Origin of the sequence: Photorhabdus thracensis (assembly GCF_001010285.1) — a bacterium.
Lineage (GTDB): Bacteria > Pseudomonadota > Gammaproteobacteria > Enterobacterales > Enterobacteriaceae > Photorhabdus > Photorhabdus temperata.
The window spans coordinates 3,810,520-3,833,781 of record NZ_CP011104.1 but is presented as its reverse complement, the minus strand read 5'-3'; the positions used below and the strand labels follow the sequence as shown (position 1 = coordinate 3,833,781).

The following is a 23,262-nucleotide window of genomic DNA, read 5'->3' as shown; positions in this document are numbered from 1 at the left end:
GCATGATAATATGTCTAGTCTTTATCGCAAAAATTCTGTTATTTTTTTACTGTTTGCTCAATCCTCAATCGACAATATCATTCCCTGCCCCGATCCTGCTAGAATTAACATAAATACATCGGATCATCAGATTCACCAACTTAACGAGCTCGCTAGCACAGCCAAGCAATTATTAAGGCTTTTACTCAACGAATGTATAACAAACAATCTTCTATTAATTCATCAACCATAAACCGTTACTATGGCCTGTTCATTGTTCTGCTTTTTGTTTCGCTGTTTTTATACAGCTATAACTACTTCAACGCCTGGCTGATGGGAAAAAAGTATGCGCTGAATAGCGTTTCAACCAAAATAGTATTACAGATAGAAGATTATCGTTACCACGCTAATGCTATCTTTGAACAAGCCAATATCTCATCTTTTAAGCCGCAGGAACCCGTTTCACCAATGAAGCTACGGCCTGATGTTTACTGGCTTGAGAATCGTTATCAAACTGTCGATACAATTATCTTTGGTCACCATAGCGTTGCAAATACTGAGTTGACGCAACGCCTTTCCAATTATATGGAGATTCTATGGGGTGCCCGCAATGAATACAACTCTATGTACTATCTGAATGGTAAAGATAACAGTCTGTTTCTGATAACAACCTATTCTATTCTTAAACCAGAATTAAAATTCAAAGAAAGTTATCTAACACTGACTGCCGAATCGAAACGTTCAGAAATGCTGATGCAATCCACCGCGTTAGATGAACGGGAAAATATTTCATCAATCCGCAAGCTCAGCGGCGAGAATATCTATTTCTATACTTACCGGGCAACGTTCAATTCACCCGGGCAACTGGCAACCGTTATCGCTTTTGATCTGCCTATTTGTCATCTTCTTCCTATGGATATGGCGGCAAAAAGCTTCAGCTTATTATCTGACGACACACAAAATCTCCAGGAAACTAATAAAGTGAATATCTCACAGAATGGCTTCTGGCTCGAATTTTCTCAACCGCTCAATGGTACGCAATACAAACTACTGTATCGGATATCACTCAAAGATTTACTGATCGATTTATTATACAGAAACATCTGGCTATTACTGGCTGATTCAATCTTTATTATCCTGTCCTTGGGGGGCCTTATTTACATTCGCAGAAAATATATTGCCCCAAACGCACTTATGAATCACGAGCTACAAATCAAAGATGCGTTAAGCCACGAGATTATCTCCAACATCCCAATTGGCTTACTGATTTATGATTTCTCAATAAATCAGACAATAATGAGCAATAATATTGCCGATCATCTGTTGCCTGATATCGATTTAAACAAAATCAAAATGATGGCAAAACAGCATCATGGCGTCATTCAGACATCCATTGACGATGCAGTCTATGAAATTAAAGTGTACAGCATCCACCGGTTGCCAGAGACTTATCTGTTTTTACTGCAAGATAAAGACCAGGAAGCATTAATTAACAGACGCTTACAACTTGCCCATCTGGAACACGATAAAAGCGTACAAGCCCGGCGTTTTATGCTGACTAATATTCGTTCTGAGTTAAAACAACCAATAAAGGAATTAAATAACATCGCTTGCCAGCTGAAGCAAGTGCTCATAGAAGAAAATAGTGATCGTATCGTTGACAATTTATTAGCTAAATCCACATATATATCCGATTGGGTCGAGAATATCTCATTACTCAATGAATTAGAATCAGGTGACTGGCAAGCAAAAAATGAGTCGTTTTCATTGTCATCCACATTAGAAGATATTCTTAAAGAAGTATTTCCAAAGATGAAGAATAAGGGATTGAATTATTATTATCATTGTAATATTAATCCTAAAACTATATTTATTGGCGATGACTTAATAATCCGTAAAATCGTCCTGATATTAGTTAATTATTCAATCACGATCACCTCTTATGGAAAAATATCACTCATAGTTAGCTATTCTCAGGAATACAAAGATCACATCCGAATCGAAGTAATAGATACAGGTTCCGGACTTAATTCAAAAGAATTGACCAATTTGAATTACCCATTTTTAATCAAAACAACCGGTGATAAATATCAATCTAATTCAGGAATGACCTTTTATCTATGTAACCAATTATGTAGAAAATTAAATGGCCATTTTACTATAAACAGCAAACCCAACCTTGGTACACATTACACTATCAGTCTACCCTTGGTAATCGGCCAAGACCAATGCCCACAGCTATTGGAAGACATTACCGCTTTGCTGGACATCAGCAATACTGAAATCTGTCAGATTACACAGAATCACCTGAATCATTATGGCGCGGCTTACTTTGATAAAAAGAAAGAAAATATGAGTAGAGAATACGATATCATATTGACCGATAAACCGTATAGCTCGGCAAAATCAACTATATTATTGGTTGATAATCTGGTTGGCTTTGAGCAGATAAAACCTGACTATATTCGGTGTAATTACAATCTAAGCGAAGCTGTTATCAATGCCATTTCGTTATTAATTGAGAGAAGCTTCAGTTTTAACGAATTGGATGTCGATTCAGAAATGTCAGTATTTAACGATAAAAACCCTGATTACGATTTTGACAATGTTATAAATAGTTATCAAAAACAGTTGGCTAATAGCGATTACCGACAATTATTTATCGAGACAGTACCGATAGATATTAATAAACTGTATACTGATATAGAGCAATATGATTTGGTATCACTTTCGCAAACAGCACACCGCCTGAAAGGCGTCTTTGCTATGTTAGACCTGGAATTCCTCAAACTTTCTTGCGAAACACTGGAACAACGCATAACAGACAGTAACAAAATAGAGATTAAAAATAGCATTAGCCACATCGACGCCATCGTCAAGCAGCTATTGCAGCAGGGTAACTAAATAAGATGAATAACCTTAATGTCATTATTGCTGATGACCATCCAATTGTTCTGTTTGGCATCCGCAAATCACTTGAACGGCTTGACTGGATCAACGTTGTAGCCGAGTCTGAAGACTCGACTACATTGATCAACAATCTGTCCTGTATTAAAGCAAACGTACTGATCACTGATTTATCCATGCCTGGCGACACCTATGGTGATGGCATCAATTTGATTAAATACATCAAACGCCATTATCCCAGGCTATCAATCATTGTTCTGACTATGAACAATAATCCAGCAATTTTAAGTGCTGTACTTGAACTTGATATTGAAGGAATAGTCTTAAAACAAGGAGCACCAACAGATTTACCTGATGTACTGACTGCCCTGAAACAAGGGGAAAAATTTATGCCGGAGAGCGTTTCCGAACTGTTGAAAAAAGTGACGAAAACCCCCTACGGCGACAAACCGTTATCACAAAAAGAGAGCGAGGTCATACGCCTGTTTGCCCAAGGCTTCCTGGTAACAGACATTGCCAAAAAACTCAATCGCAGTGTCAAAACAATCAGCAGCCAGAAAAAATCAGCAATGGTAAAGCTGGGGGTCAATAACGATATTGCGCTACTCAATTATCTTGCTTCTGTCACCGTCAATACGGATGATCATGCTCAGTAAGTACGGGTCCGTTATTTTAATATGAAAGTCATTTTGATGCCCGGCGGTTACTTGTACCGGGCATTATTTCAGGTGCCAATATTCCTGATCTCTCCCAGTATTTGTCTAAGCGTAATCAGGGAAACAGGCTTAGACAAACAGTCATTCATTCCTGCATCAATACAACGTTGCTTTTCTTCTGCAAGTGCATTTGCCGTAATACCAATAATCGGCAACTCGTACTCTGTATTCCGTAAATGCGTTGTCAACGCATAGCCATCCATATTAGGCATATTGACATCCGTCAAAATAATATCAACATGCCCTTTCTGCAAATATTCCAGCGCATCTAATCCATCATTCGCCATTGCTGTCTGAAAACCAATAGATTTCAACTGGTCAGCCAATAAATGGCGGTTGATAGGATGATCATCCACCACCAAAACCATAACCGTATTAAACTGGATATTTGCCGGTAAAACAGGCGATACGATATTCAACACCTCTTCGTTGCTACCGGGTGAAATCAGTCTCTCAATCAGAATGGGTAGATCATGCAAATGGTAAGTATTATGCAGCCAATAGCTTTTTCTGATTTGTTCCGGCGAGCCAATATAGTCCGTCGATAACTCAACACAAGCATATGCCGGGGAAGTCACAGCATCGGGGAAATCGCTAATAATAATTTCACTGCCATCGGTATTCTCCCCACTATATAAAACAATATGTAAATTATAATGAATCAGAAAACGCTGTAAAAAATCCTCAAGATAAAGATTACGTATAGCCAGGATAACTTTTTGCTTTTGCTGACACTGATTCATTAACTGAATTTTCGGCCTGTATTTCGCATTGTATAAAGGTAAACGGATAGAGAACATACTGCCTATCTGTGGCTGTGAAATCACTTCAATATCACCATCCATCAGGCTGATCAATTTTTCACAAATCGCCAGGCCAAGACCGGTTCCCTGAGATGAGCTTTCCGTATTTGGCATGATTTGAAAAAACGGATCAAACAACTGAATCAACGCCTTATCTGAAATGCCGACTCCCGTGTCCTTTATTCTGACATATAAGTAATCACTATCTACTGTCACATGGATAATCACACACCCGGTATCGGTGAACTTAATCGCATTATTTAACAAGTTAGAGATGACCTGTTGCAATCGAACAGGATCATTGCGGATATAATCCGGTACATCCGGTTCGATATAGCAATATAAAGTCAACGGCTTTTTCACAACTAACGGCAGATAGTTAGAAATAACATGAGAGATAACTTCCTGACAGGAAAATTCCCTGGATTCAATTTTGAGCTGTTTAGATTCAATCTTTGAGAAATCGAGAATATCACTGATAATTTTCAGCAACAGAGCTGAAGAGTTACTCATTGTTGATAACAAACGGACAGACTCAGCCGGCAATGAATGAGCCTGTAACAACTCCAAATTGCCAATAATACCGTAAAGAGGCGTTCTCAATTCGTGGCTGACCGTGGCCAAAAACATCGATTTAGAATAGTTAGCCTGTTCCGATGCTAATGCCATTTCCTGTAATGATTTTTCCATCCGTACACGGACACTGATATCAACCAATACACAAATTGCCACCTCTTCATTTCTGTAGCGGGAATGGACAAAACTGATTTGCAAATGATGATGATTACTGGTCACCACATCAACATAACTGCTGGTTCTGTCACAAATAATATGAATAATACGTTCCCGATCTTCATGAGTCAGCATTCTCAAATAATTATGCGCCAACTCATTACTCAGAATATTACTGCCATCACTTACCCGCAATATACTGATCCCAACCGGGGCTGAAGCGACAATTTTATGATTAAACTGTTCATGCTCCTCCAGACGAATGGCATTTTCTTCAGCCGGAACAAACATCTTGCGCTCAAACAGATACACCAAAGTAATAATGACAAAAGCAGACAGTACATTAAGCACAATACTGCTAATAATCTGTAGCTTAAAACCCTCGAAAATGTTTTTCAGTGGAAGCGCGTAAATGATACTGAATGAAGATGGCATTAGCCGGCGTTTTAACAATAAATCAGTAAAATTATCATCATAGCCAAAATAAGGTGCTTCCAGCTGATAATCGGCATAATGAAGCTGGTACTCATCATTTGCCGGATAGTGCAAAACAGGTTGATTACTGCGATTTAATAAGGTTATTGAAATCGGACGGTCTTGTCTTTGAATAAAAGTATCTAATCTGATGAACTGTTCAATACCTATCATTGCAACCATCTGACCATTGACATATACCGGCGCCAACACATAGAGATGGCCGCTATCAGATCTCGCTCCAGGCGTAACCCAATAAACATTTCGTTCTTTACCCTGATCTTTCAAGCTAATCAGTCTGCGTGAGTTCTCATAGACTATTTTTTTCAGCGTATCAGGTTCAGTCGTGGTATTACGAATAGAAAAATTCACCATGCACATACTTTTCGTTCCCACCAAGAAAACCTGATTCAACCCTTGAGGAGCGGCAAGATTATCTTTCCAGTAAAAGATCAGGTTATTCAACGAATTTAAATAACTATGGGTATTTTTACGAAAGGTATGGCAATCAGCACTTTGATTCAAAGGATGATAAGAAAACGCCGGGTTATTATGCGGAAAATCGAGAATGGAAATTTTTTCATTAGAATTCAGCAAATGCTTTTCTGTCATATATTGAATATCCCGCAGAACACTTGCTGTATGACGCACATAAGAGAGTGTGGAATCATAATTAGCATTGTATTCTTGCCGGATATCAGACTTTACTTCATTAAAAATGTTAACCAGGTAAAAAGCCGTTAATAAGGCACCCAATGCCCACAGCATAAAGCCAAGCACCCGGAAAAGATAACGGGATATTTTCAGTGATGTACGAAAAGAAGAAAGATATCTCAAAAGGCTACCTGATAACAACGAACATCATTCAACGTAATTAATGACAGGATATACCAGAGTTCAAGGATCACAAAGAATCACCTGTTGCATATTTCGATATTAATCAAAATTTTTTTTAAAAAAAACAGGCACCGAAGTACCTGTTTCTTAATTGAGTGAAAATAATGTCTTCACTTAAACCGGATCAGCTGACTCGCTGCTGCCAGCATCAGGTGAATGGGTATTATCGTTTTCCAACGCCTCCCCTTCTTCTGCCAGCCCATCTTCATCATCTTCAGGTTCAGCAACCCGTTGCAAACCGACAACTTTCTCATCCTCAGCGGTACGAATCAATGTTACACCCTGAGTATTCCGGCCAACAACGCTGACTTCAGAGACTCTGGTACGCACCAATGTGCCAGCATCGGTAATCATCATAATCTGATCAGTGGGCTCAACCTGAATTGCGCCGACAACATTACCATTACGCTCGCTGACTTTAATTGAGATAACCCCCTGAGTTGCACGGGATTTAATTGGATACTCGCTTTCAGCGGTACGTTTGCCGTAACCATTTTCAGTGACTGTCAGAATCTCCCCTTCTCCACGAGGGATAATCAGAGAAACGACTTTGTCTTCACCACTCAGTTTGATACCACGTACACCGGTAGCTGTACGCCCCATTGAACGAACAGCGCCCTCTTCAAAGCGGACAACTTTACCATCAGCGGAGAACAACATGACTTCGTTACTGCCGTTAGTCAGGTCAACGCCGATCAGCTCATCACCCTCATTGAGATTAACCGCGAGAATACCGGCACTGCGCGGACGGCTGAAATCTTGTAACGCCGTTTTCTTCACTGTCCCACTGGCCGTAGCCATAAAGACATACAGCCCTTCTTCATATTCACGCACCGGCAGAATGGCAGTAATGCGTTCATCCTGCTCCAACGGCAAAAGGTTAACAATCGGACGGCCGCGGGCACCACGGCTGGCCTCAGGTAATTGATAAACCTTCATCCAGTACAAGCGGCCACGGCTGGAGAAGCAAAGGATCGTATCGTGAGTATTCGCCACCAGCAGCCTTTCAATGAAATCTTCTTCTTTGATACGTGCTGCGGATTTCCCTTTACCACCACGGCGTTGCGCTTCATAGTCAGACAATGGCTGATATTTGACATACCCCTGATGTGACAACGTGACAACAACATCTTCCTGATTAATCAGATCTTCGATATTGATATCAGCGGTGTTCTCCGTAATTTCAGTACGGCGGGAGTCATTATATTGCGCTTTGACTGCCAACAGCTCTTCGCGGATCACCTCCATCAGGCGCTCAGGGCTTTCCAGAATGAACATCAGTTCGCCGATTAATGTCAGCAATTCACGATATTCATCCAGCAATTTTTCATGCTCAAGGCCAGTCAATTTCTGCAAACGCAGATCCAGAATTGCCTGTGCCTGCTGTTCAGTCAGATAATATTTACCCTCATGCACGCCATATTGTGGCTCCAGCCATTCAGGACGTGCGGCATCATCACCGGCGCGTTCCAGCATAGAGGCAACATTGCCTAACTCCCACGGTTGGGCAACTAATGCGGCTTTTGCCTCGGCCGGCGCCGGAGCACGGCGAATCAATTCGATAATCGGATCGATATTCGCCAATGCTACCGCCAATGCTTCAAGAATATGGGCACGATCACGAGCTTTACGTAATTCAAAAATAGTACGACGAGTAACCACTTCACGGCGGTGGCAGACGAACGCGGAAAGAATATCTTTCAGATTCAGCAGCTTTGGTTGCCCCTGATGCAGAGCCACCATGTTGATACCAAAAGAAACCTGAAGCTGAGTCAGGGAATAGAGGTTATTCAGAACCACTTCACCCACCGCATCACGTTTCACTTCGATCACAATACGCATGCCGTCTTTATCAGATTCGTCACGAAGAGCACTAATCCCTTCGATGCGTTTTTCTTTCACCAGCTCGGCAATTTTTTCAATCAGGCGGGCTTTGTTGACCTGATAAGGAATTTCGTGAACCAGGATAGTTTCACGACCATTTTTCTCATCAACTTCGATTTCAGCACGGGCGCGGATATAAATTTTACCGCGGCCAGTTCGGTAAGCCTCCTGAATACCCCGACGACCATTAATGATCGCAGCAGTCGGGAAATCCGGGCCAGGAATATACTGCATCAGCCCTTCAATGCTGATGTTTTCATCTTCAATATAAGCCAGACAACCATCAATAACTTCGGATAAGTTATGAGGAGGAATGTTAGTCGCCATACCCACTGCGATACCCGACGAGCCGTTGATCAACAGATTAGGTACTTTGGTCGGCATAACTTCCGGGATCTGCTCTGTACCATCATAGTTCGGCACAAAATCAACAGTCTCTTTTTCCAGATCCGCCAGCAGCTCATGGGCAATTTTCGACATACGCACTTCGGTGTAACGCATCGCCGCAGCTGAGTCACCATCGACTGACCCAAAGTTACCCTGACCATCTACCAACATATAGCGCAGGGAAAACGGCTGCGCCATACGAACAATCGTGTCGTAGACCGCGCTGTCCCCATGTGGGTGGTATTTACCGATGACGTCGCCGACAACACGGGCAGACTTCTTATAGGGTTTATTCCAATCATTTCCCAGTACACTCATTGCGAAAAGTACGCGACGGTGTACCGGCTTCAGTCCATCTCGAACATCTGGTAGTGCGCGCCCGACAATAACAGACATCGCATAATCCAGATACGAGCTCTTCAGCTCTTCTTCGATATTGACCGGTGTGATTTCTCTGGCAATGTCGCTCATGGAGCCCACTATCCCTCATAATTCCGGATTCAAAGGTTTAGAACTATACCACAAATCAACAGTTTTATAAAAATCAGATACGGGTATTTAAAAATTAAGCCATGTATACTATGACAAAAATGGAGTGAATCCACCTGTAAAGTAAGTTTAAGGAGCGACAACCGCTGATGAACGTTAAAACCCCTTCCACTACAAGCAATGTTGATCAACAGGAAATAGAGAAATTTGAAGCAGTTGCTTCCCGCTGGTGGGATTTGGACGGCGAATTTCAGCCACTGCACCGGATTAACCCACTACGCCTGAATTATATTTTGCAGCGTTCCGGCGGCATTTTCGGTAAGAAAATCCTGGATGTGGGTTGTGGCGGCGGCATTTTGTCGGAAAGCATGGCCCGTGAAGGTGCAGAAGTGACCGGGCTTGATATGGGTACTGAGCCGCTTCAGGTTGCCAGACTGCACGCCCTTGAAACAGGCATCCCTGTGACTTATGTACAGGAGACCGTGGAAAACCACGCAGAAAAATATCCACAGGCTTATGATATCGTCACCTGTATGGAAATGCTGGAACATGTACCGGACCCACAGTCGGTTGTCCGTGCCTGTGCGCAATTAGTCAAACCCGGTGGACACGTCTTTTTCTCTACCATTAACCGCAATAAAAAAGCCTGGTTTATGGCGGTAATCGGTGCGGAATATATTCTGAAAATGGTGCCAAAGGGGACCCATGATGCGAAGAAATTTATCCGCCCATCAGAATTAATAGGCTGGATTGACAGAACGCCACTGCAAGAGCAGCACATTATCGGCCTGCATTATAATCCGCTAACGGATAAATTTAACCTCGGTCACAATGTGGACGTTAATTATATGTTACACAGCCAGTATGTCTGACATATTCATCTGATCGATGAATAAATCGGCAAATAAATCCTATTTTCAGGAATTTTTTTACCCATTTTTGCCGGTGCTCCTGCCAGGGTAACCGCTAGTAATGATGCAGGCTTCCGGCTTTTTAACAAATTTAGTCCTCAAGTTATCCACAAAAATCCATGTTTTTGTACACTTGATAAAAGCCGTTTTTAACATTATCTTGTTGTCATTATTTAGTGTACCCCCTACATATTGTGTTCCTTAACATTCCATTACCACTACTCTCTCGTTGGTTTCTTCACCACTGAGAAGGGTATGTTTTGGTCTTGTAAAGACACAAAGCAGGTGGGAGCAAGTCTGAAAGTAAATGTAAGGTATGCCTGTCCATGAACCACAGTCTGCTAGTAACAAAGCGTGATGGCCACAAAGAACGAATTGACCTTGAGAAAATCCACCGGGTTATTAACTGGGCAGCCGACGGTCTGAAAAATGTCTCGGTATCACAAGTAGAATTGCGTTCTCAAATCCAATTTTACGACAGTATCAAAACCTCAGATATTCACGAGACGATGATTAAAGCTGCCGCAGACCTTATCTCCGGTGATGCGCCAGACTATCAGTATCTGGCAGCCCGCCTGGCAATTTTCAACCTGCGTAAAAAAGCCTACGGTCAATTTGAGCCACCAGCCCTGTATGATCACGTATCCCGTATGGTGGAAATGGGCAAATATGACAAACACTTGCTGGCAGACTACTCGAAAGAAGAATTCGAGCAAATGAACGAGTTTATTGACCACTGGCGTGATATGAATTTCTCTTACGCAGCGGTCAAACAGCTCGAAGGTAAATACCTAGTTCAAAATCGTGTTACCGGTGAAATTTATGAGAGCGCCCAGTTCCTTTATATTCTGGTAGCCGCCTGCCTGTTTTCCGGTTATCCGAAAGAAACCCGTCTGGACTACATCCGTCGCTTTTACGACGCGGCTTCTACGTTTAAAATTTCCCTGCCGACCCCCATCATGGCAGGTGTGCGTACCCCTACCCGTCAATTCAGCTCCTGCGTGCTGATTGAGTGTGACGACAGCCTGGATTCGATTAACGCCACTTCCAGCGCCATTGTGAAATATGTTTCCCAACGCGCCGGTATTGGCATCAACGCGGGCCGTATTCGTGCGTTGGGCAGCCCAATCCGTAACGGTGAAGCTTTCCACACCGGCTGTATTCCGTTCTACAAACATTTCCAGACAGCGGTAAAATCCTGTTCACAGGGGGGGGTCCGTGGCGGTGCCGCGACGCTGTTCTATCCACTGTGGCATCTGGAAGTTGAAAGCCTACTGGTACTGAAAAACAACCGTGGCGTTGAAGGCAACCGTGTCCGTCATATGGACTACGGCGTACAGCTCAACAAATTAATGTACGAGCGCCTGATCAAAGGTGAAGATATTACCCTGTTCAGCCCATCTGACGTCCCTGGGTTATATGATGCATTCTTTGCGGATCAGGATAAATTTGAACGTCTGTATACTCAATATGAGCAGGACAGCAATATCCGTCAGCAACGCCTGAAAGCGGTTGATCTCTTCTCCCTGATGATGCAGGAACGTGCTTCCACCGGACGGATCTACATTCAGAACGTAGACCATTGCAACACTCACAGCCCATTTGACCCATCAGTCGCCCCTGTGCGCCAATCAAATTTGTGTCTGGAAATTGCACTGCCAACCAAGCCATTGAATGATATCAATGATAAAAACGGCGAAATCGCGCTGTGTACGCTGTCCGCATTCAACTTGGGCGCAATCGAAAATCTTGATGAGCTGGGAGAACTGGCAACTCTAGCTGTCCGTGCGCTTGACGCCCTGCTTGATTATCAGGACTACCCGATCATTGCTGCAAAACAAGGGGCAATGGGTCGCCGTACTTTAGGTATTGGTGTCATCAACTACGCTTACTATCTGGCAAAACATGGCGCGCGTTATTCAGATGGCAGCGCTAACAACTTGACGCATAAAACATTTGAAGCTGTCCAGTACTACCTGTTAAAAGCCTCTAATGAGCTGGCGAAAGAACAAGGCGCTTGCCCGTGGTTTAAAGAAACCACCTATTCTGAAGGTATCCTGCCTATCGATACCTATAAAAAAACGCTGGATACACTGACCAGTCAGCCACTGCACTATGACTGGGAAGCGTTGCGCCGAGATATCAAACAATATGGTCTGCGTAATTCAACATTATCCTCTTTGATGCCGTCAGAGACATCTTCACAGATCTCCAACGCCACCAACGGCATTGAACCGCCTCGTGGTTACATCAGCATCAAAGCATCAAAAGATGGCATTTTGCGTCAGGTTGTACCGGAATATGAACGTCTGAAAGGCGCTTATGAACTCCTGTGGCAAATGCCGGGTAATGATGGTTACTTGCAGTTGGTTGGTATCATGCAGAAATTTATCGATCAGTCGATCTCTGCCAATACCAACTATGATCCGACACGTTTCCCTAGTGGAAAAGTGCCGATGAACCAACTGCTGAAAGATTTGCTGCTCGCCTACAAATATGGCGTGAAGACACTGTATTACCATAATACACGTGATGGTGCGGAAGACGTTCAGGGTGACCTGGAGGAAGTCGTGGAATCGGCTGATTCCGATTGTGAAGGCGGCGCGTGTAAGATTTAATTTGAGGAAGTTATGGCCTATACCACCTTTTCGCAGGTAAAAAACGACCAGTTACAGGAACCGATGTTCTTTGGTCAGCCGGTAAACGTAGCTCGTTATGACCAGCAAAAGTATCCGATTTTCGAGAAACTGATCGAAAAACAGCTCTCCTTCTTCTGGCGCCCGGAAGAAGTTGACGTGTCCCGCGATCGCATTGACTACAATGCGTTGCCGGATCATGAAAAGCATATTTTCATCAGTAACCTGAAATACCAAACGCTGCTGGACTCTATTCAGGGCCGCAGCCCGAACGTGGCGTTTCTGCCCTTGATCTCCATTCCAGAACTGGAGACCTGGGTTGAAACCTGGTCTTTTTCCGAGACGATTCACTCACGTTCTTATACGCACATCATCCGTAATATCGTTAACGATCCGGCGGTTGTGTTTGATGATATTGTCACCAATGAAGAGATTCTGAAACGTGCGAAAGATATTTCCGCTTATTACGATGATCTGATTGAGATGACCAACAACTACCAGTTGTTTGGTGAAGGAACGCATCAAGTTGCGGGTAAAACCATCACTACCAGTCTGCGTGAACTGAAGAAACAACTGTACCTGTGCCTGATGAGCGTTAACGCACTGGAAGCGATCCGCTTCTACGTCAGCTTTGCCTGTTCATTTGCTTTTGCCGAACGTGAACTGATGGAAGGTAACGCTAAAATCATCAAACTGATTGCCCGTGATGAAGCACTGCATCTGACAGGCACTCAGCATATGCTGAATCTGTTGCGCTCTGGTCAGGATGACCCGGAAATGGCTGAAATCGCCAAAGAGTGTGAACAACAGTGTTACGACCTATTTGTTCAGGCGGCGGAGCAAGAAAAAGAGTGGGCGGAATACCTGTTCAAAGAAGGCTCTATGATTGGTTTGAACAGAGATATTCTGTGTCAATATGTTGAATACATCACCAATATCCGTATGCAGGCTGTTGGGCTAAAACTGCCATTTGAAACACGTTCTAACCCGATTCCGTGGATCAATTCCTGGCTGGTATCCGATAACGTTCAAGTCGCGCCACAGGAAGTTGAAGTCAGTTCCTATCTGGTTGGTCAGATTGATGCTGAAGTTAACCCTGACGACCTGAGTGATTTTGAACTCTGATGACAAGCTATAAAGTAACCCTGCATGGTATGCAGGGTTATCATATTCACAGCTCTCCTGAGCTGCATAACAGTCTGCTGGAAGCGCTGGAACAAGGCAAAGTACAGGCTGAATACCAGTGCCGTGAAGGTTATTGCGGCTCCTGCCGTGTCAGATTGGTAAAAGGTAAAGTAGGCTATCGGCGTAAGCCACTGGCTTTTGTCAATGAAGGTGAAATTCTGCCCTGCTGCTGTCATCCACTCAGTGATATTGAGATTGAGCTTTAATATTCAAGTAGAATGGAACTCCTCAGCCCTACGCTCAAGCTCTGCAAGAAATGATGTCTTTGCGCTTCACTAGTCTTTCGCCACCATCAGACTGGACAGGGAACTTTCACCCCCGAGCTGCTGAACATGCCCAGCACACTAAACAAAAACCCGCTGAAAATGCGGTTTTTTTAGTTTCAACAATATTTCAGGTGTTTTGAAAATTCTCGGCGCGGCCAACCAGCACAGCGAGAAACGATGTCCGAGCCAGCTCATGGGCATTAGGACTCATGATACTAATGATTTGATATTTTGACGGGTCACACCAGTGCCGCGTATAAACTAAATAACTGTTAGATTTTCGTGCCGCGGGCGGTAAATGACCAGGCCAAGGCGTTTCACCAGGCAGTTTGATATGGATTTTAAAAACATAAGATTGACATAGAGATGCATGCTCTTCCCAGCGCCCTTCATCACCAAAAATAGCCGGAAGAGATCCGCCATTTTTCCAATCCTGCAAAATTTTCGCATATTGCCGGGCTACCGTGGGGATTTCGATATCTTTGTGAATAGAAACGTGGATCACTGCATCCCCTTTAGTAGAAAGCTGGGACTTCCAAACCTAAAGCGGTATGCTCGGCACGAATAAGCTCATGAACTGCATTTTTATCCATGTCACGCCCTACACTTGATACTTTATTAGGGACATGAGTACTCTTAACGAAAGCAATAATTTCTTCTAATGTATAACGCAGGTCAGCAGAGGCCCGGCCAAAACGCGTAATCATGCTGCGTAGCTCAGTGCTGGTTTCAGGAACAGATGTTAATGCGACTTTTGCAGCTTTAATAAAATTGGCGCAGATAATAATGTTTTTAGTTAAGTAGTGAAGGTTGTCCTTCGCAAAACTTGACATACTTTTATCGTCAATAGGTATACGCTTTGATTCCCACTCGGATCGCAGGTTTTTCAAATTGAATCGCATCCGATTAGCCATACTCGCGACAAAAGCGGTTGCTTCTTCGATAGGAAGAAAAACAACGGAATCATTAACCTGTTGTAATGTAAATGTGTTTTTAGCGCTAGTGATAGCATCATGATACCCTATGCTATCCGCCGGTACGGGGGCCATAGCGATAGCCATTGCTGCTGCCATAGATGTGATTTTATTACTCATACATACCCCTCTCAATGACAGTAATATCGAATACCTGCTCTATTGAATCATGTGTTCATCATTTTGTCGATATTTTGGTTTTTTCCTGTCGCAATACTCAATGATTTGTTTGAAAAATTCATCCATCCAATATTTACCATAAAAATTGCCTATTTATCAGTGAAATAAACCAAAATGGCAAATATAAACTTATGTAAAATGAAAAATATGACCACCTCATTTTCAAGGTAAAAAATAATCCGCTATGAACAGGTTTATGTTAATCAAGGTCATCCCAGTATACCAATTATAAATGCTGTAAATCCGGCGATCAATTCACCAAATTTATGGTGACAAAAAAATACTCTGGTCGAAAAGCTCACGAAATCACATTCCATCAGGCTAGCATTGACTATATCAACCAAAGACGATGACTGATTAGTGCAAAACAACTACCGTAAAAAATAGCCCCATTGAAATCGCCTGAATTAATATTGGGTAAAAATCATATCAACTTACTTGCTTCAAAAATAGAAAGCATGTTATATACATGAATATTCGAGATAAAGAATGTGATAAACCAGATTTAAACTATAATCTTCATCAATATTTTATTAATGAACAATTCAATACAAATATATTAGGAGAATAAAAATGAAAAAAACAATAAAATGGGGAATTATTGGTTGTGGTGATGTTACTGAAGTAAAAAGTGGCCCTGCTTTTTATAAATTAGATAATTCTGAATTAGTTGCAGTAATGAGGCGTAACGGTAATTTAGCAGAAGATTTTGCTAAAAGACATCATGTCCCTAAATGGTATTCTGATGCGAACTCACTGATTAATGATAAAGACATTGATGCCGTATATATTGCAACACCACCCTCTACACATAAAGAATATACTATTTTGGCCGCTAAGGCGGGTAAGGCGATATATGTAGAAAAGCCGATGGCATTAACATTCGAAGAATGCAATGAAATGATAGCGACTTGTAAATCACAAAATGTCCCATTATTTGTTGCTTACTACAGGAGAGCATTACCGAGATTTTTAAAAATCAAAGAATTAATTGAATCAGGCGCGATAGGAACGCCAAGAATAGTAAATTGCATACTTTACAGGGAGATAGAACCCTGCTATCAGGACCCTCATCATTTACCTTGGGTTGTTAAACCAGAAATTTCCGGTGGTGGATTATTTGTTGATTTAGCATGTCATACTCTGGATATATTAGACTTTCTTTTGGGGAAAATTATTTCTGTCAAAGGACATGCAAATTCACAGGGAAATGCTTATCCAGCAGAAGATTGCGTATCAATGTCATTTATGTTTGAAAACAATATTCAAGGTGTAGGTATATGGAATTTTGCATCTAATGCCAGAGGAGATAATGTTGAAATAATTGGTAATAAAGGAAAAATATCTTTTTCTACCTTTGGAAATTCAGCCATTTCATATTATGACGAAAATAATAAATTACACCAATTTAATATTGATAATCCAGAACATATAGAAATGCCATTGATTAACACGATAATTAATGAATTACAAGGAAAAGGTTTTTGCCCTTCAACCGGAGAGTCAGGCTCACGAACCAGTTGGGTAATAGACCAAGTATTAAAAGATTATAGAATAAATAATTATTTATAAGGAATTTATTTTTAAAAAAATATATTGGTTACGAGTGGAACAAGATATATCGGCAAGGCAAAAGTGGTAGATGTTCGAAAGTTTAGTATCAAATCCAAGCAGGGATACCTGCTGGGATTAGTTATGTATCCAATTGGATAAATGCCTCGACTGTTCTGTATCAGATTTTTGTTGCTTACATCAGATCTATTCTTTTTTTATTAATACGATGATGACTATAATTAAAAGCGTAAAAAAATATATGAAAATATCATTTTATTTCTATGTTCTTCTTAAGAATATTATTTATACATGGCTTAATGCCATACTTGAAATATAATAGCAATAGCAATAGCAATAGCAATAGCAATAGCAATAGCAATAGCAATAGCAATAGCATTACATTAGTGCGTTATTTATACCACCTACGGCCAAAAGAAATTTAAAATGAATGTAACAATTGAGAATCGTAAAAATAAGACACTCAACTTGAGGATTAGGCAAGAAGATCGAGATTTAATCGATAGGGCAGCAAAAGTAAAAGGCAAAACCGTCACCGAATATGTCCTTGATACAATCAAGCGTGATGCTGAAAACACCCTATTGGAACACTCATTTATGGTTGTTTCTCCAGAAGTTTTTGATGCTTTTGTCGCTAAACTTGATGATCCGGCAGCACCAAATGAACGTCTTATCAAAACAGCAAATATGAAAAAACCTTGGTGATACAATGATAAGTAATGGCCCAACCCCATTAACAGACGATCACAATTTAGATAATTTTAATTCAGGAGTTGACACCCTTGACAATTGGTTAACAGACAAAGCATCAAAAAACCAAAAAGGAAACTCCTCACGAACATACGTTGTAAGCGAAGACAAAAATGTTATTGCCTACTTATAACTACTCGCGTTTGAAATCGTATGGGCTCACATTTATCCCGTTTTTCGGCTCACAATAATTGCAAATGAAAAAAACGTCTCTTTTGGATCTAGATGTTCATTCTTAGCTTGTCTCGGAAATCTGGCTTAAACCCTTGCAAGACACTGGGAGTGTCTCATCGCGATACCTTCTTTGAGTACACCTAAACTGGACGACAGACGCACCAGGGGCAAAATTTCATTATCACTTAATGTGAGCCAAAATTTGCGTTGATTGCGAATCCGATTGTTTTCGAATACGAGTCGTTACAACTAAAGGTATGGAATAAATTTGTAAGTCATGATGGTAATTTTAGAATTATAAGAGTACCATGTACTCCAAGATAAAGGAGGTTTGCCAGTGAGTCATGCGATAGAGTTTATCGAAACTAGTATGTTTACCCGCCAGATAAAAGAGATTGCCACTGATGATGAGCTTAAAGAACTGCAACGAGAGCTTGTCGAATCACCAGATAAAGGTGATCTAATACGTGGCACTGGGGGGTTACGTAAAATCAGAATGGCTATAGGCTCACAAGGAAAAAGTGGTAGTACCAGAGTTATCTATCTTCTAGCGACTGAAGATATTATCTATCTGGTGATGGTTTATCCGAAAAGTAAAAAAGATAGCTTAACGAACGCCGAGAAGGCAGAACTGAAAAAACTAACAAAATTACTAAAAGATGAGGTGTAACATGAGTTTTTTTGATGAGTTGAAAGCATCCCTCGAAGAAGCAGTTGAAATTAAACAAGGTAATAAAGCCGCAGCGCGTGTGACCCGATACGAAGTTACCGACGTTAAAGCTATCCGTGCTCAACTTAACATTTCACAAGCAGAGATGGCGGAAGCTTTAGGCACTAGCCTTGATACAATTAAAAGCTGGGAGCAGAAGCGTCGAAATCCGACAGGGCTAGCGGCAAAGGTGTTAGCTATCATCCAAGACAACCCCAATTTCTATAAGGCTCTGGCGACGCATTGATTAGCCGGTGTGTCGTACAAGTACTAAATCTGAACTCAAAGGGACTCCTAATTTAGTACTTGAGGAGTCCTGGCTTTAAAGATGGGAATACAGTCTTTCAAATATAACGGCTCGCATTTCATTTCGACCGGCTAACAATAACTGCAAAAAGAAAAATTTTACCCAATGTAAAATATTAGTATGTTAACGATATTTACAGAAGTTGTAAGATCATCCGTAAACATAATTATTCATTGCGTCGTAAAAATGATAACCTTACATGGAAGTTATTACAGTTTAATCATGATGGGTGAAATTATGAAAGATAAAAGTATGAGTTTCTCTGTAAACAAAGATCTGGATATTCATTCAAAAAGCTTTGATGCCTTCATATCATACATGGAAAACAGCAACGATTTTTGGGCTATAAAAGACAGGGAACATCGATTCGTCTATGCCAATGATACTATGATTTATTACAGCGGTCTTCCTAAGGGTTTTAGCATAGAAGGGAGGCTTGTTAGTGAGTGTCCAGCTCCGTGGTCTGAGTTTGAAGATGAAGATATTGTACATGCTAATGATGGCAATGTAATGACGAGTCAAAAGATCATTCCGGTACTAAACACCTTCACTTACGGCGGGAGAGAAAAAATAATCCAACCATTTTTGGTCAATGTTACACCACTAATGAAGGATGGAGAATGTATTGGGGTTGTGGGGCACGGTAAAAAACTTGAAATTTATTCCATGTATCATTTTGAAAACAACAGGCATCCTGACTCATTAACCTTTGGCACACCAACTGATTTATTTACTGATAGAGAGTTCGATATAGTATTTTTTGCTTTACAATCACTAAGCGCTAAAGATATAGCTAAAAAATTAGATATTTCATATAGAACGGTACAAAGTAGACTACTGATAATTTATCAGAAAATAGGGATAAACTCATTAAGCCAGTTAAAAGAATATTGCAGGGGTAAGGGATATGATAACTATGCTCCTACCCGATTTATTAACCCTAATCCCTATATACCTTTAGCATAACAATGTACAACATCGTTGTCGTTACTATGCCATTAGGGTTCTGCTAGGCAGAACCCCTGCGCCTATCTGACGTCGTGTGTGAGACGATGCCGAAAGAGAGCTCTACTTTACGGCGCTTAAACGCCTGAAAAAACCATCGCTAGAAGATTCTCTCGTCTCCGACCAATCCTGCCAACCCATCGGCAAAGCTGCTAATGGTATGGCTCTCGCTGCTCACTACACCCAAAACCCATTTACGCAGTGAAGGCTACCCAATACGTAACGAAGACGTGTTAAAATTGTCACCATTTAACAAGAGTGACGCGAATGATCTATTTCGGAAATAGCTTTACCTGTTCAGTTTTTCAATTTTTCATGACAAGATGGCCGTATCGTTATTTGACTATCAAGAATGCAGATACCACAACTCAACATTTTCTTAAATAACTGGCATTTTGAACGGTAACTATAAGATGCCATTATCTTTGTGATCCAATTTTTATACTATTTATCATTTTCATCATGATCGAAATAATTACCATATTGATCAAGAGGAATTACCCTAATTTTTAATTAAGCATCAAGTATAGCCTCTCCTAATTCTTGTTTATATACAATTGGCTGTAATAAATGGTTGCTTCCTAAAGGATCTACCCCTAATAAACTATTACCTGAATAAGTTGACCACTACAAATCACCATTAAATTCGGCCCTTGCATGTAATCCTTGTTTGAAATCCGCACTCATTATTTCACCACCGTAATTTTAGCGGCAAGGCTCACTTAATAACTATTAAAGCCTTTTAACATAATTAGCGGACACATAATAACCATTACGTGTCCACCTTAATTAACTCTATAAATCAAAACTCATAACTAACCAGTGAAAACAAACTATTGCTTTATCATCAAACATAACTTCTACAACGTGAAAAAGCCAGTCGTAATGCTGCACCAATTTCCTCTGGAGAACTATCAGCCGGGATTACGACATAATCAGCTTCAACAATGCCTTTTCCTGTCCAAAGCTCAAGTTTCTCATGACCAGAAGGCGTGATAGTTATAACACTATCTAACAAACAGATATTACAACTCTTCATCTTCTTAAATAGTTGACGTTTTGAGCGATAATTGTAAATTTCCATTACTTGCTTAATCCACTCTTTATATCGCTCACCTGCTCTTTCATTGTCAAAAAAATCATCATCAGGATCAATCAAGCGACTTTTATAAAGTGAATCCAAAACAGCATTTCCTAATTGGCTATCATTTACATCAGGAGATAGAATATGCTCGTGACCTTGAGGATCAGCTCGAAGTAGGCGATACCCAGAATAAGTTTTAACAGAGTAAAAATCACCATTAAACTTAACACCCGCATTCAATCCTTGATCAAAATCTGTGTTCATTACTTCACCACCGTAATTTTAACGTTTACATTCTTGTCCGCACCATAAACAATTGCACGATTAATTTGCTCCCACTGATCAGGGGTTGTAGTCTTTGGAACGGCGATACGCACTTCACGTTGTGATATCATATTCAACTTAATTATATCTTCACCTTTCCCCGCTTCTTTAAAATTAACTATAACATCAATATTTCCTTTCATTGACGTGTATATCTGCTTGGGATCTTTTACCCGCGCGGCTGTACGAGTATCCAATGTCTTAACACTGGTAGCTATCCCTGTTTTCTGATCATAAAAATCAAAAGTCTTAAACCCTGTGGGTAACCGAGTACCTTTTGGCATCTGCGTAGCAACAAAATCCTCAAAAGGATACCCCTGTTTATAGTTACCTTCTCCCCACGCCATTTGGGTTTTGCTGCCATCTTTTTCTACCCGATACACATGCCGGATGTCTACTGTTGGGTGTGGATTTTTTGATACCACTTTCGATAATTTAGCCGCACCAGATGTCGATCCCTTGACCGCGCCAAGGCCACCGGCTGCCATACTGGCTATCTCAGTGACAATTTTTCCTGCTTCCAAGCCAGCGTTATAAGCACCCTCAGGACCCGCTTTTTCATATTCGGCTTTGACAATATCAAGCTGTTTGAGGTAACCATCCTTTGTCGCTTGCCAGATAAAGCCGGGCATATCCTCCTGAATTAAGAGCGTTTTAAGTGCTTCAATTACTTCCGAAGGATTAGATACCGCTCCGACAATTGCCATCACACTATCATAAAGTTCTGATGGAATACCGGATACAAAACCCGCAGCTAAATAGCCATCTTGCGTGTTACTAATCAGCCCCCACTTAGCAAAAATCTGCGCTTTTTTAAGGTAGTTGGATTCTGCGGCAAGCTCTTTCTCCATTAATTGCTGTTGGTGATGAGCCAGGTAATTGTAACGGAAAGTGTTCTCCGCACCGCTTGCTCCACTATAAGCACCGTCTGCTTTACCGGTAAATACCGCGCCGGCAAAACCACCGAAAGCACGGGCAATTTGCGCTTGCCGTTCCGATGTTCTCTGCCACTCTTCAGCTTTGATGATGTTATCACCCATCATGATACCAGCCAGTTCCGCAGCCAAAGCCCCCGCCATTGCACCTTTGGCATTTCCCCGGCCAATTTCAGCACTGATGCCTGCCACAACTGCGTGGCTCAACGTTTTGCCCGGTACTCCCAATACCTCGCCTTTGTCACCAATCAATCTGGCACCTTCCGCATGAATCTGGCTGCCAATATTAGATAACAAAGCAGTAGTCAGATTATCTTTAAAGCTGCCGCCATTAATCGTAGTATTCAGGCTGGAACTGATAATGGATTGACCAGCTACCCGCTGGACCACTTTGTTCCAGTCACCATTGCTGATTTGGGATAATAGCGCTGTGACAAGAATCAATATTACAGACCTTCCCGAAAGCCTGAGAACAGCGGTCAGAGAAGGTCAAGCTATTGTTATTAAACAAGTAGCAAAAATGTAGCTGGTTTTATTCCATTAGATGTGACAGTTGAACATTCAATCAGCTGTTACTATCTACCTTTTTCTTAGTGATGGTATTTATACATGGTTTAATGTCACACTTGCAATGTAATGTCAATAGCGTTACATTAGTATGTTATTTATACCATCTACAGCCAAAGGAGATTTAAAATGAATGTAACAATTGAGAATCGTAAAAATAAGACACTCAACTTGAGGATTAGGCAAGAAGATCGAGATTTAATCGATAGGGCAGCAAAAGTAAAAGGCAAAACCGTCACCGAATATGTCCTTGATACAATCAAACGTGATGCTGAAAACACCCTATTGGAACACTCATTTATGGTTGTTTCTCCAGAAGTTTTTGATGCTTTTGTCGCTAAACTTGATGATCCGGCAGCACCAAATGAACGTCTTATCAAAACAGCAAATATGAAAAAACCTTGGTGATACAATG

Annotated in this window: 19 protein-coding genes; 12 read left to right on the top strand and 7 right to left on the bottom strand. The window is 41.3% G+C overall.

Going from position 1 to position 23,262, the window contains the following annotated elements:
• Window positions 1-192 precede the first annotated feature (192 nt).
• Window positions 193-2,883 carry a phosphotransferase RcsD gene (gene rcsD / locus VY86_RS16445; protein ID WP_046975769.1) on the top strand — a complete coding sequence of 897 codons (2,691 nt, stop codon included), beginning with the start codon at window positions 193-195 and terminating at the stop codon, window positions 2,881-2,883.
• Between the two features lie 5 nt (window positions 2,884-2,888).
• Window positions 2,889-3,542, top strand: a complete 654-nt coding sequence (gene rcsB / locus VY86_RS16440; RefSeq protein ID WP_046975768.1) for a response regulator transcription factor RcsB — start codon at window positions 2,889-2,891, stop codon at window positions 3,540-3,542.
• A gap of 68 nt (window positions 3,543-3,610) precedes the next feature.
• On the opposite strand, the gene rcsC is transcribed toward rcsB, so the two are convergent.
• Window positions 3,611-6,448 (bottom strand): two-component system sensor histidine kinase RcsC, encoded by a 2,838-nt coding sequence (rcsC, locus tag VY86_RS16435; protein WP_071881039.1) that lies wholly within the window; start codon window positions 6,446-6,448, stop codon window positions 3,611-3,613.
• A gap of 174 nt (window positions 6,449-6,622) precedes the next feature.
• The gene (gyrA, locus tag VY86_RS16430; RefSeq protein WP_046975766.1) at window positions 6,623-9,250 is read right to left on the bottom strand and encodes a DNA topoisomerase (ATP-hydrolyzing) subunit A; all 2,628 of its coding nucleotides are present in this window, start codon (window positions 9,248-9,250) and stop codon (window positions 6,623-6,625) included.
• A 167-nt stretch (window positions 9,251-9,417) separates the two neighbouring features.
• On the opposite strand from gyrA, the gene ubiG reads away from it, so the two are divergent.
• The 4 genes from ubiG (at window position 9,418) to yfaE (ending at window position 14,206) form a co-directional block, all read left to right on the top strand.
• On the top strand, window positions 9,418-10,140 hold the full coding sequence (gene ubiG / locus VY86_RS16425) for a bifunctional 2-polyprenyl-6-hydroxyphenol methylase/3-demethylubiquinol 3-O-methyltransferase UbiG (protein ID WP_046975765.1): 723 nt from the start codon (window positions 9,418-9,420) through the stop codon (window positions 10,138-10,140).
• Window positions 10,141-10,505: 365 nt separating this feature from the next.
• The gene (nrdA, locus tag VY86_RS16420) at window positions 10,506-12,797 is read left to right on the top strand and encodes a class 1a ribonucleoside-diphosphate reductase subunit alpha (RefSeq protein WP_046975764.1); all 2,292 of its coding nucleotides are present in this window, start codon (window positions 10,506-10,508) and stop codon (window positions 12,795-12,797) included.
• A gap of 12 nt (window positions 12,798-12,809) precedes the next feature.
• Window positions 12,810-13,940, top strand: a complete 1,131-nt coding sequence (gene nrdB, locus VY86_RS16415; RefSeq protein WP_036840916.1) for a class Ia ribonucleoside-diphosphate reductase subunit beta — start codon at window positions 12,810-12,812, stop codon at window positions 13,938-13,940.
• Window positions 13,940-14,206, top strand: coding sequence for a class I ribonucleotide reductase maintenance protein YfaE (gene yfaE, locus VY86_RS16410; RefSeq protein ID WP_021325288.1), 267 nt, complete (start codon window positions 13,940-13,942; stop codon window positions 14,204-14,206). The genes nrdB and yfaE overlap by 1 nt, the downstream gene beginning before the upstream one ends.
• 187 nt (window positions 14,207-14,393) lie before the next feature.
• Here the strand turns inward: yfaE and VY86_RS16405 are convergent, their stop codons facing one another.
• Entirely contained in the window at window positions 14,394-14,771 is a 378-nt protein-coding gene (locus VY86_RS16405; RefSeq protein ID WP_023044830.1) for a type II toxin-antitoxin system YafO family toxin, read from the bottom strand.
• A gap of 10 nt (window positions 14,772-14,781) precedes the next feature.
• Window positions 14,782-15,360, bottom strand: a complete 579-nt coding sequence (locus VY86_RS16400) for a hypothetical protein (RefSeq protein WP_036840922.1) — start codon at window positions 15,358-15,360, stop codon at window positions 14,782-14,784.
• A 633-nt stretch (window positions 15,361-15,993) separates the two neighbouring features.
• Here VY86_RS16400 and VY86_RS16395 point away from each other — a divergent pair.
• From VY86_RS16395 to VY86_RS16375, 5 genes are all read left to right on the top strand, one after another.
• A complete protein-coding gene (locus VY86_RS16395) occupies window positions 15,994-16,992 on the top strand; it encodes a Gfo/Idh/MocA family protein (RefSeq protein ID WP_046975763.1) in 999 nt (332 codons plus the stop codon).
• Between the two features lie 426 nt (window positions 16,993-17,418).
• A complete protein-coding gene (locus VY86_RS16390; RefSeq protein ID WP_021325292.1) occupies window positions 17,419-17,697 on the top strand; it encodes a type II toxin-antitoxin system TacA family antitoxin in 279 nt (92 codons plus the stop codon).
• Between the two features lie 556 nt (window positions 17,698-18,253).
• Window positions 18,254-18,586 (top strand): type II toxin-antitoxin system RelE/ParE family toxin, encoded by a 333-nt coding sequence (locus tag VY86_RS16385; RefSeq protein WP_023046557.1) that lies wholly within the window; start codon window positions 18,254-18,256, stop codon window positions 18,584-18,586.
• Window position 18,587: 1 nt separating this feature from the next.
• Entirely contained in the window at window positions 18,588-18,872 is a 285-nt protein-coding gene (gene nadS / locus VY86_RS16380) for a NadS family protein (RefSeq protein ID WP_046975762.1), read from the top strand.
• Between the two features lie 297 nt (window positions 18,873-19,169).
• The gene (locus tag VY86_RS16375; RefSeq protein WP_046976925.1) at window positions 19,170-19,898 is read left to right on the top strand and encodes a helix-turn-helix transcriptional regulator; all 729 of its coding nucleotides are present in this window, start codon (window positions 19,170-19,172) and stop codon (window positions 19,896-19,898) included.
• A gap of 336 nt (window positions 19,899-20,234) precedes the next feature.
• On the opposite strand, the gene VY86_RS25995 is transcribed toward VY86_RS16375, so the two are convergent.
• The 3 genes from VY86_RS25995 to VY86_RS26245 all read right to left on the bottom strand — a co-directional run bounded on the left by VY86_RS25995 (window position 20,235) and on the right by VY86_RS26245 (window position 22,724).
• Complete coding sequence (locus VY86_RS25995) at window positions 20,235-20,357, bottom strand: contact-dependent growth inhibition system immunity protein (protein WP_228939585.1); 123 nt, start codon at window positions 20,355-20,357, stop codon at window positions 20,235-20,237.
• A 427-nt stretch (window positions 20,358-20,784) separates the two neighbouring features.
• Entirely contained in the window at window positions 20,785-21,285 is a 501-nt protein-coding gene (locus VY86_RS16370) for a contact-dependent growth inhibition system immunity protein (protein WP_046975761.1), read from the bottom strand.
• On the bottom strand, window positions 21,285-22,724 hold the full coding sequence (locus VY86_RS26245) for an endonuclease toxin domain-containing protein (protein ID WP_046975760.1): 1,440 nt from the start codon (window positions 22,722-22,724) through the stop codon (window positions 21,285-21,287). Before VY86_RS26245 ends, VY86_RS16370 begins: the two co-directional genes overlap by 1 nt.
• Before the next feature lie 252 nt (window positions 22,725-22,976).
• Here VY86_RS26245 and VY86_RS16360 point away from each other — a divergent pair, with 252 nt between their 5' ends.
• Window positions 22,977-23,255 carry a type II toxin-antitoxin system TacA family antitoxin gene (locus VY86_RS16360; protein WP_021325292.1) on the top strand — a complete coding sequence of 93 codons (279 nt, stop codon included), beginning with the start codon at window positions 22,977-22,979 and terminating at the stop codon, window positions 23,253-23,255.
• The last annotated feature ends 7 nt before the right edge of the window (window positions 23,256-23,262 follow it).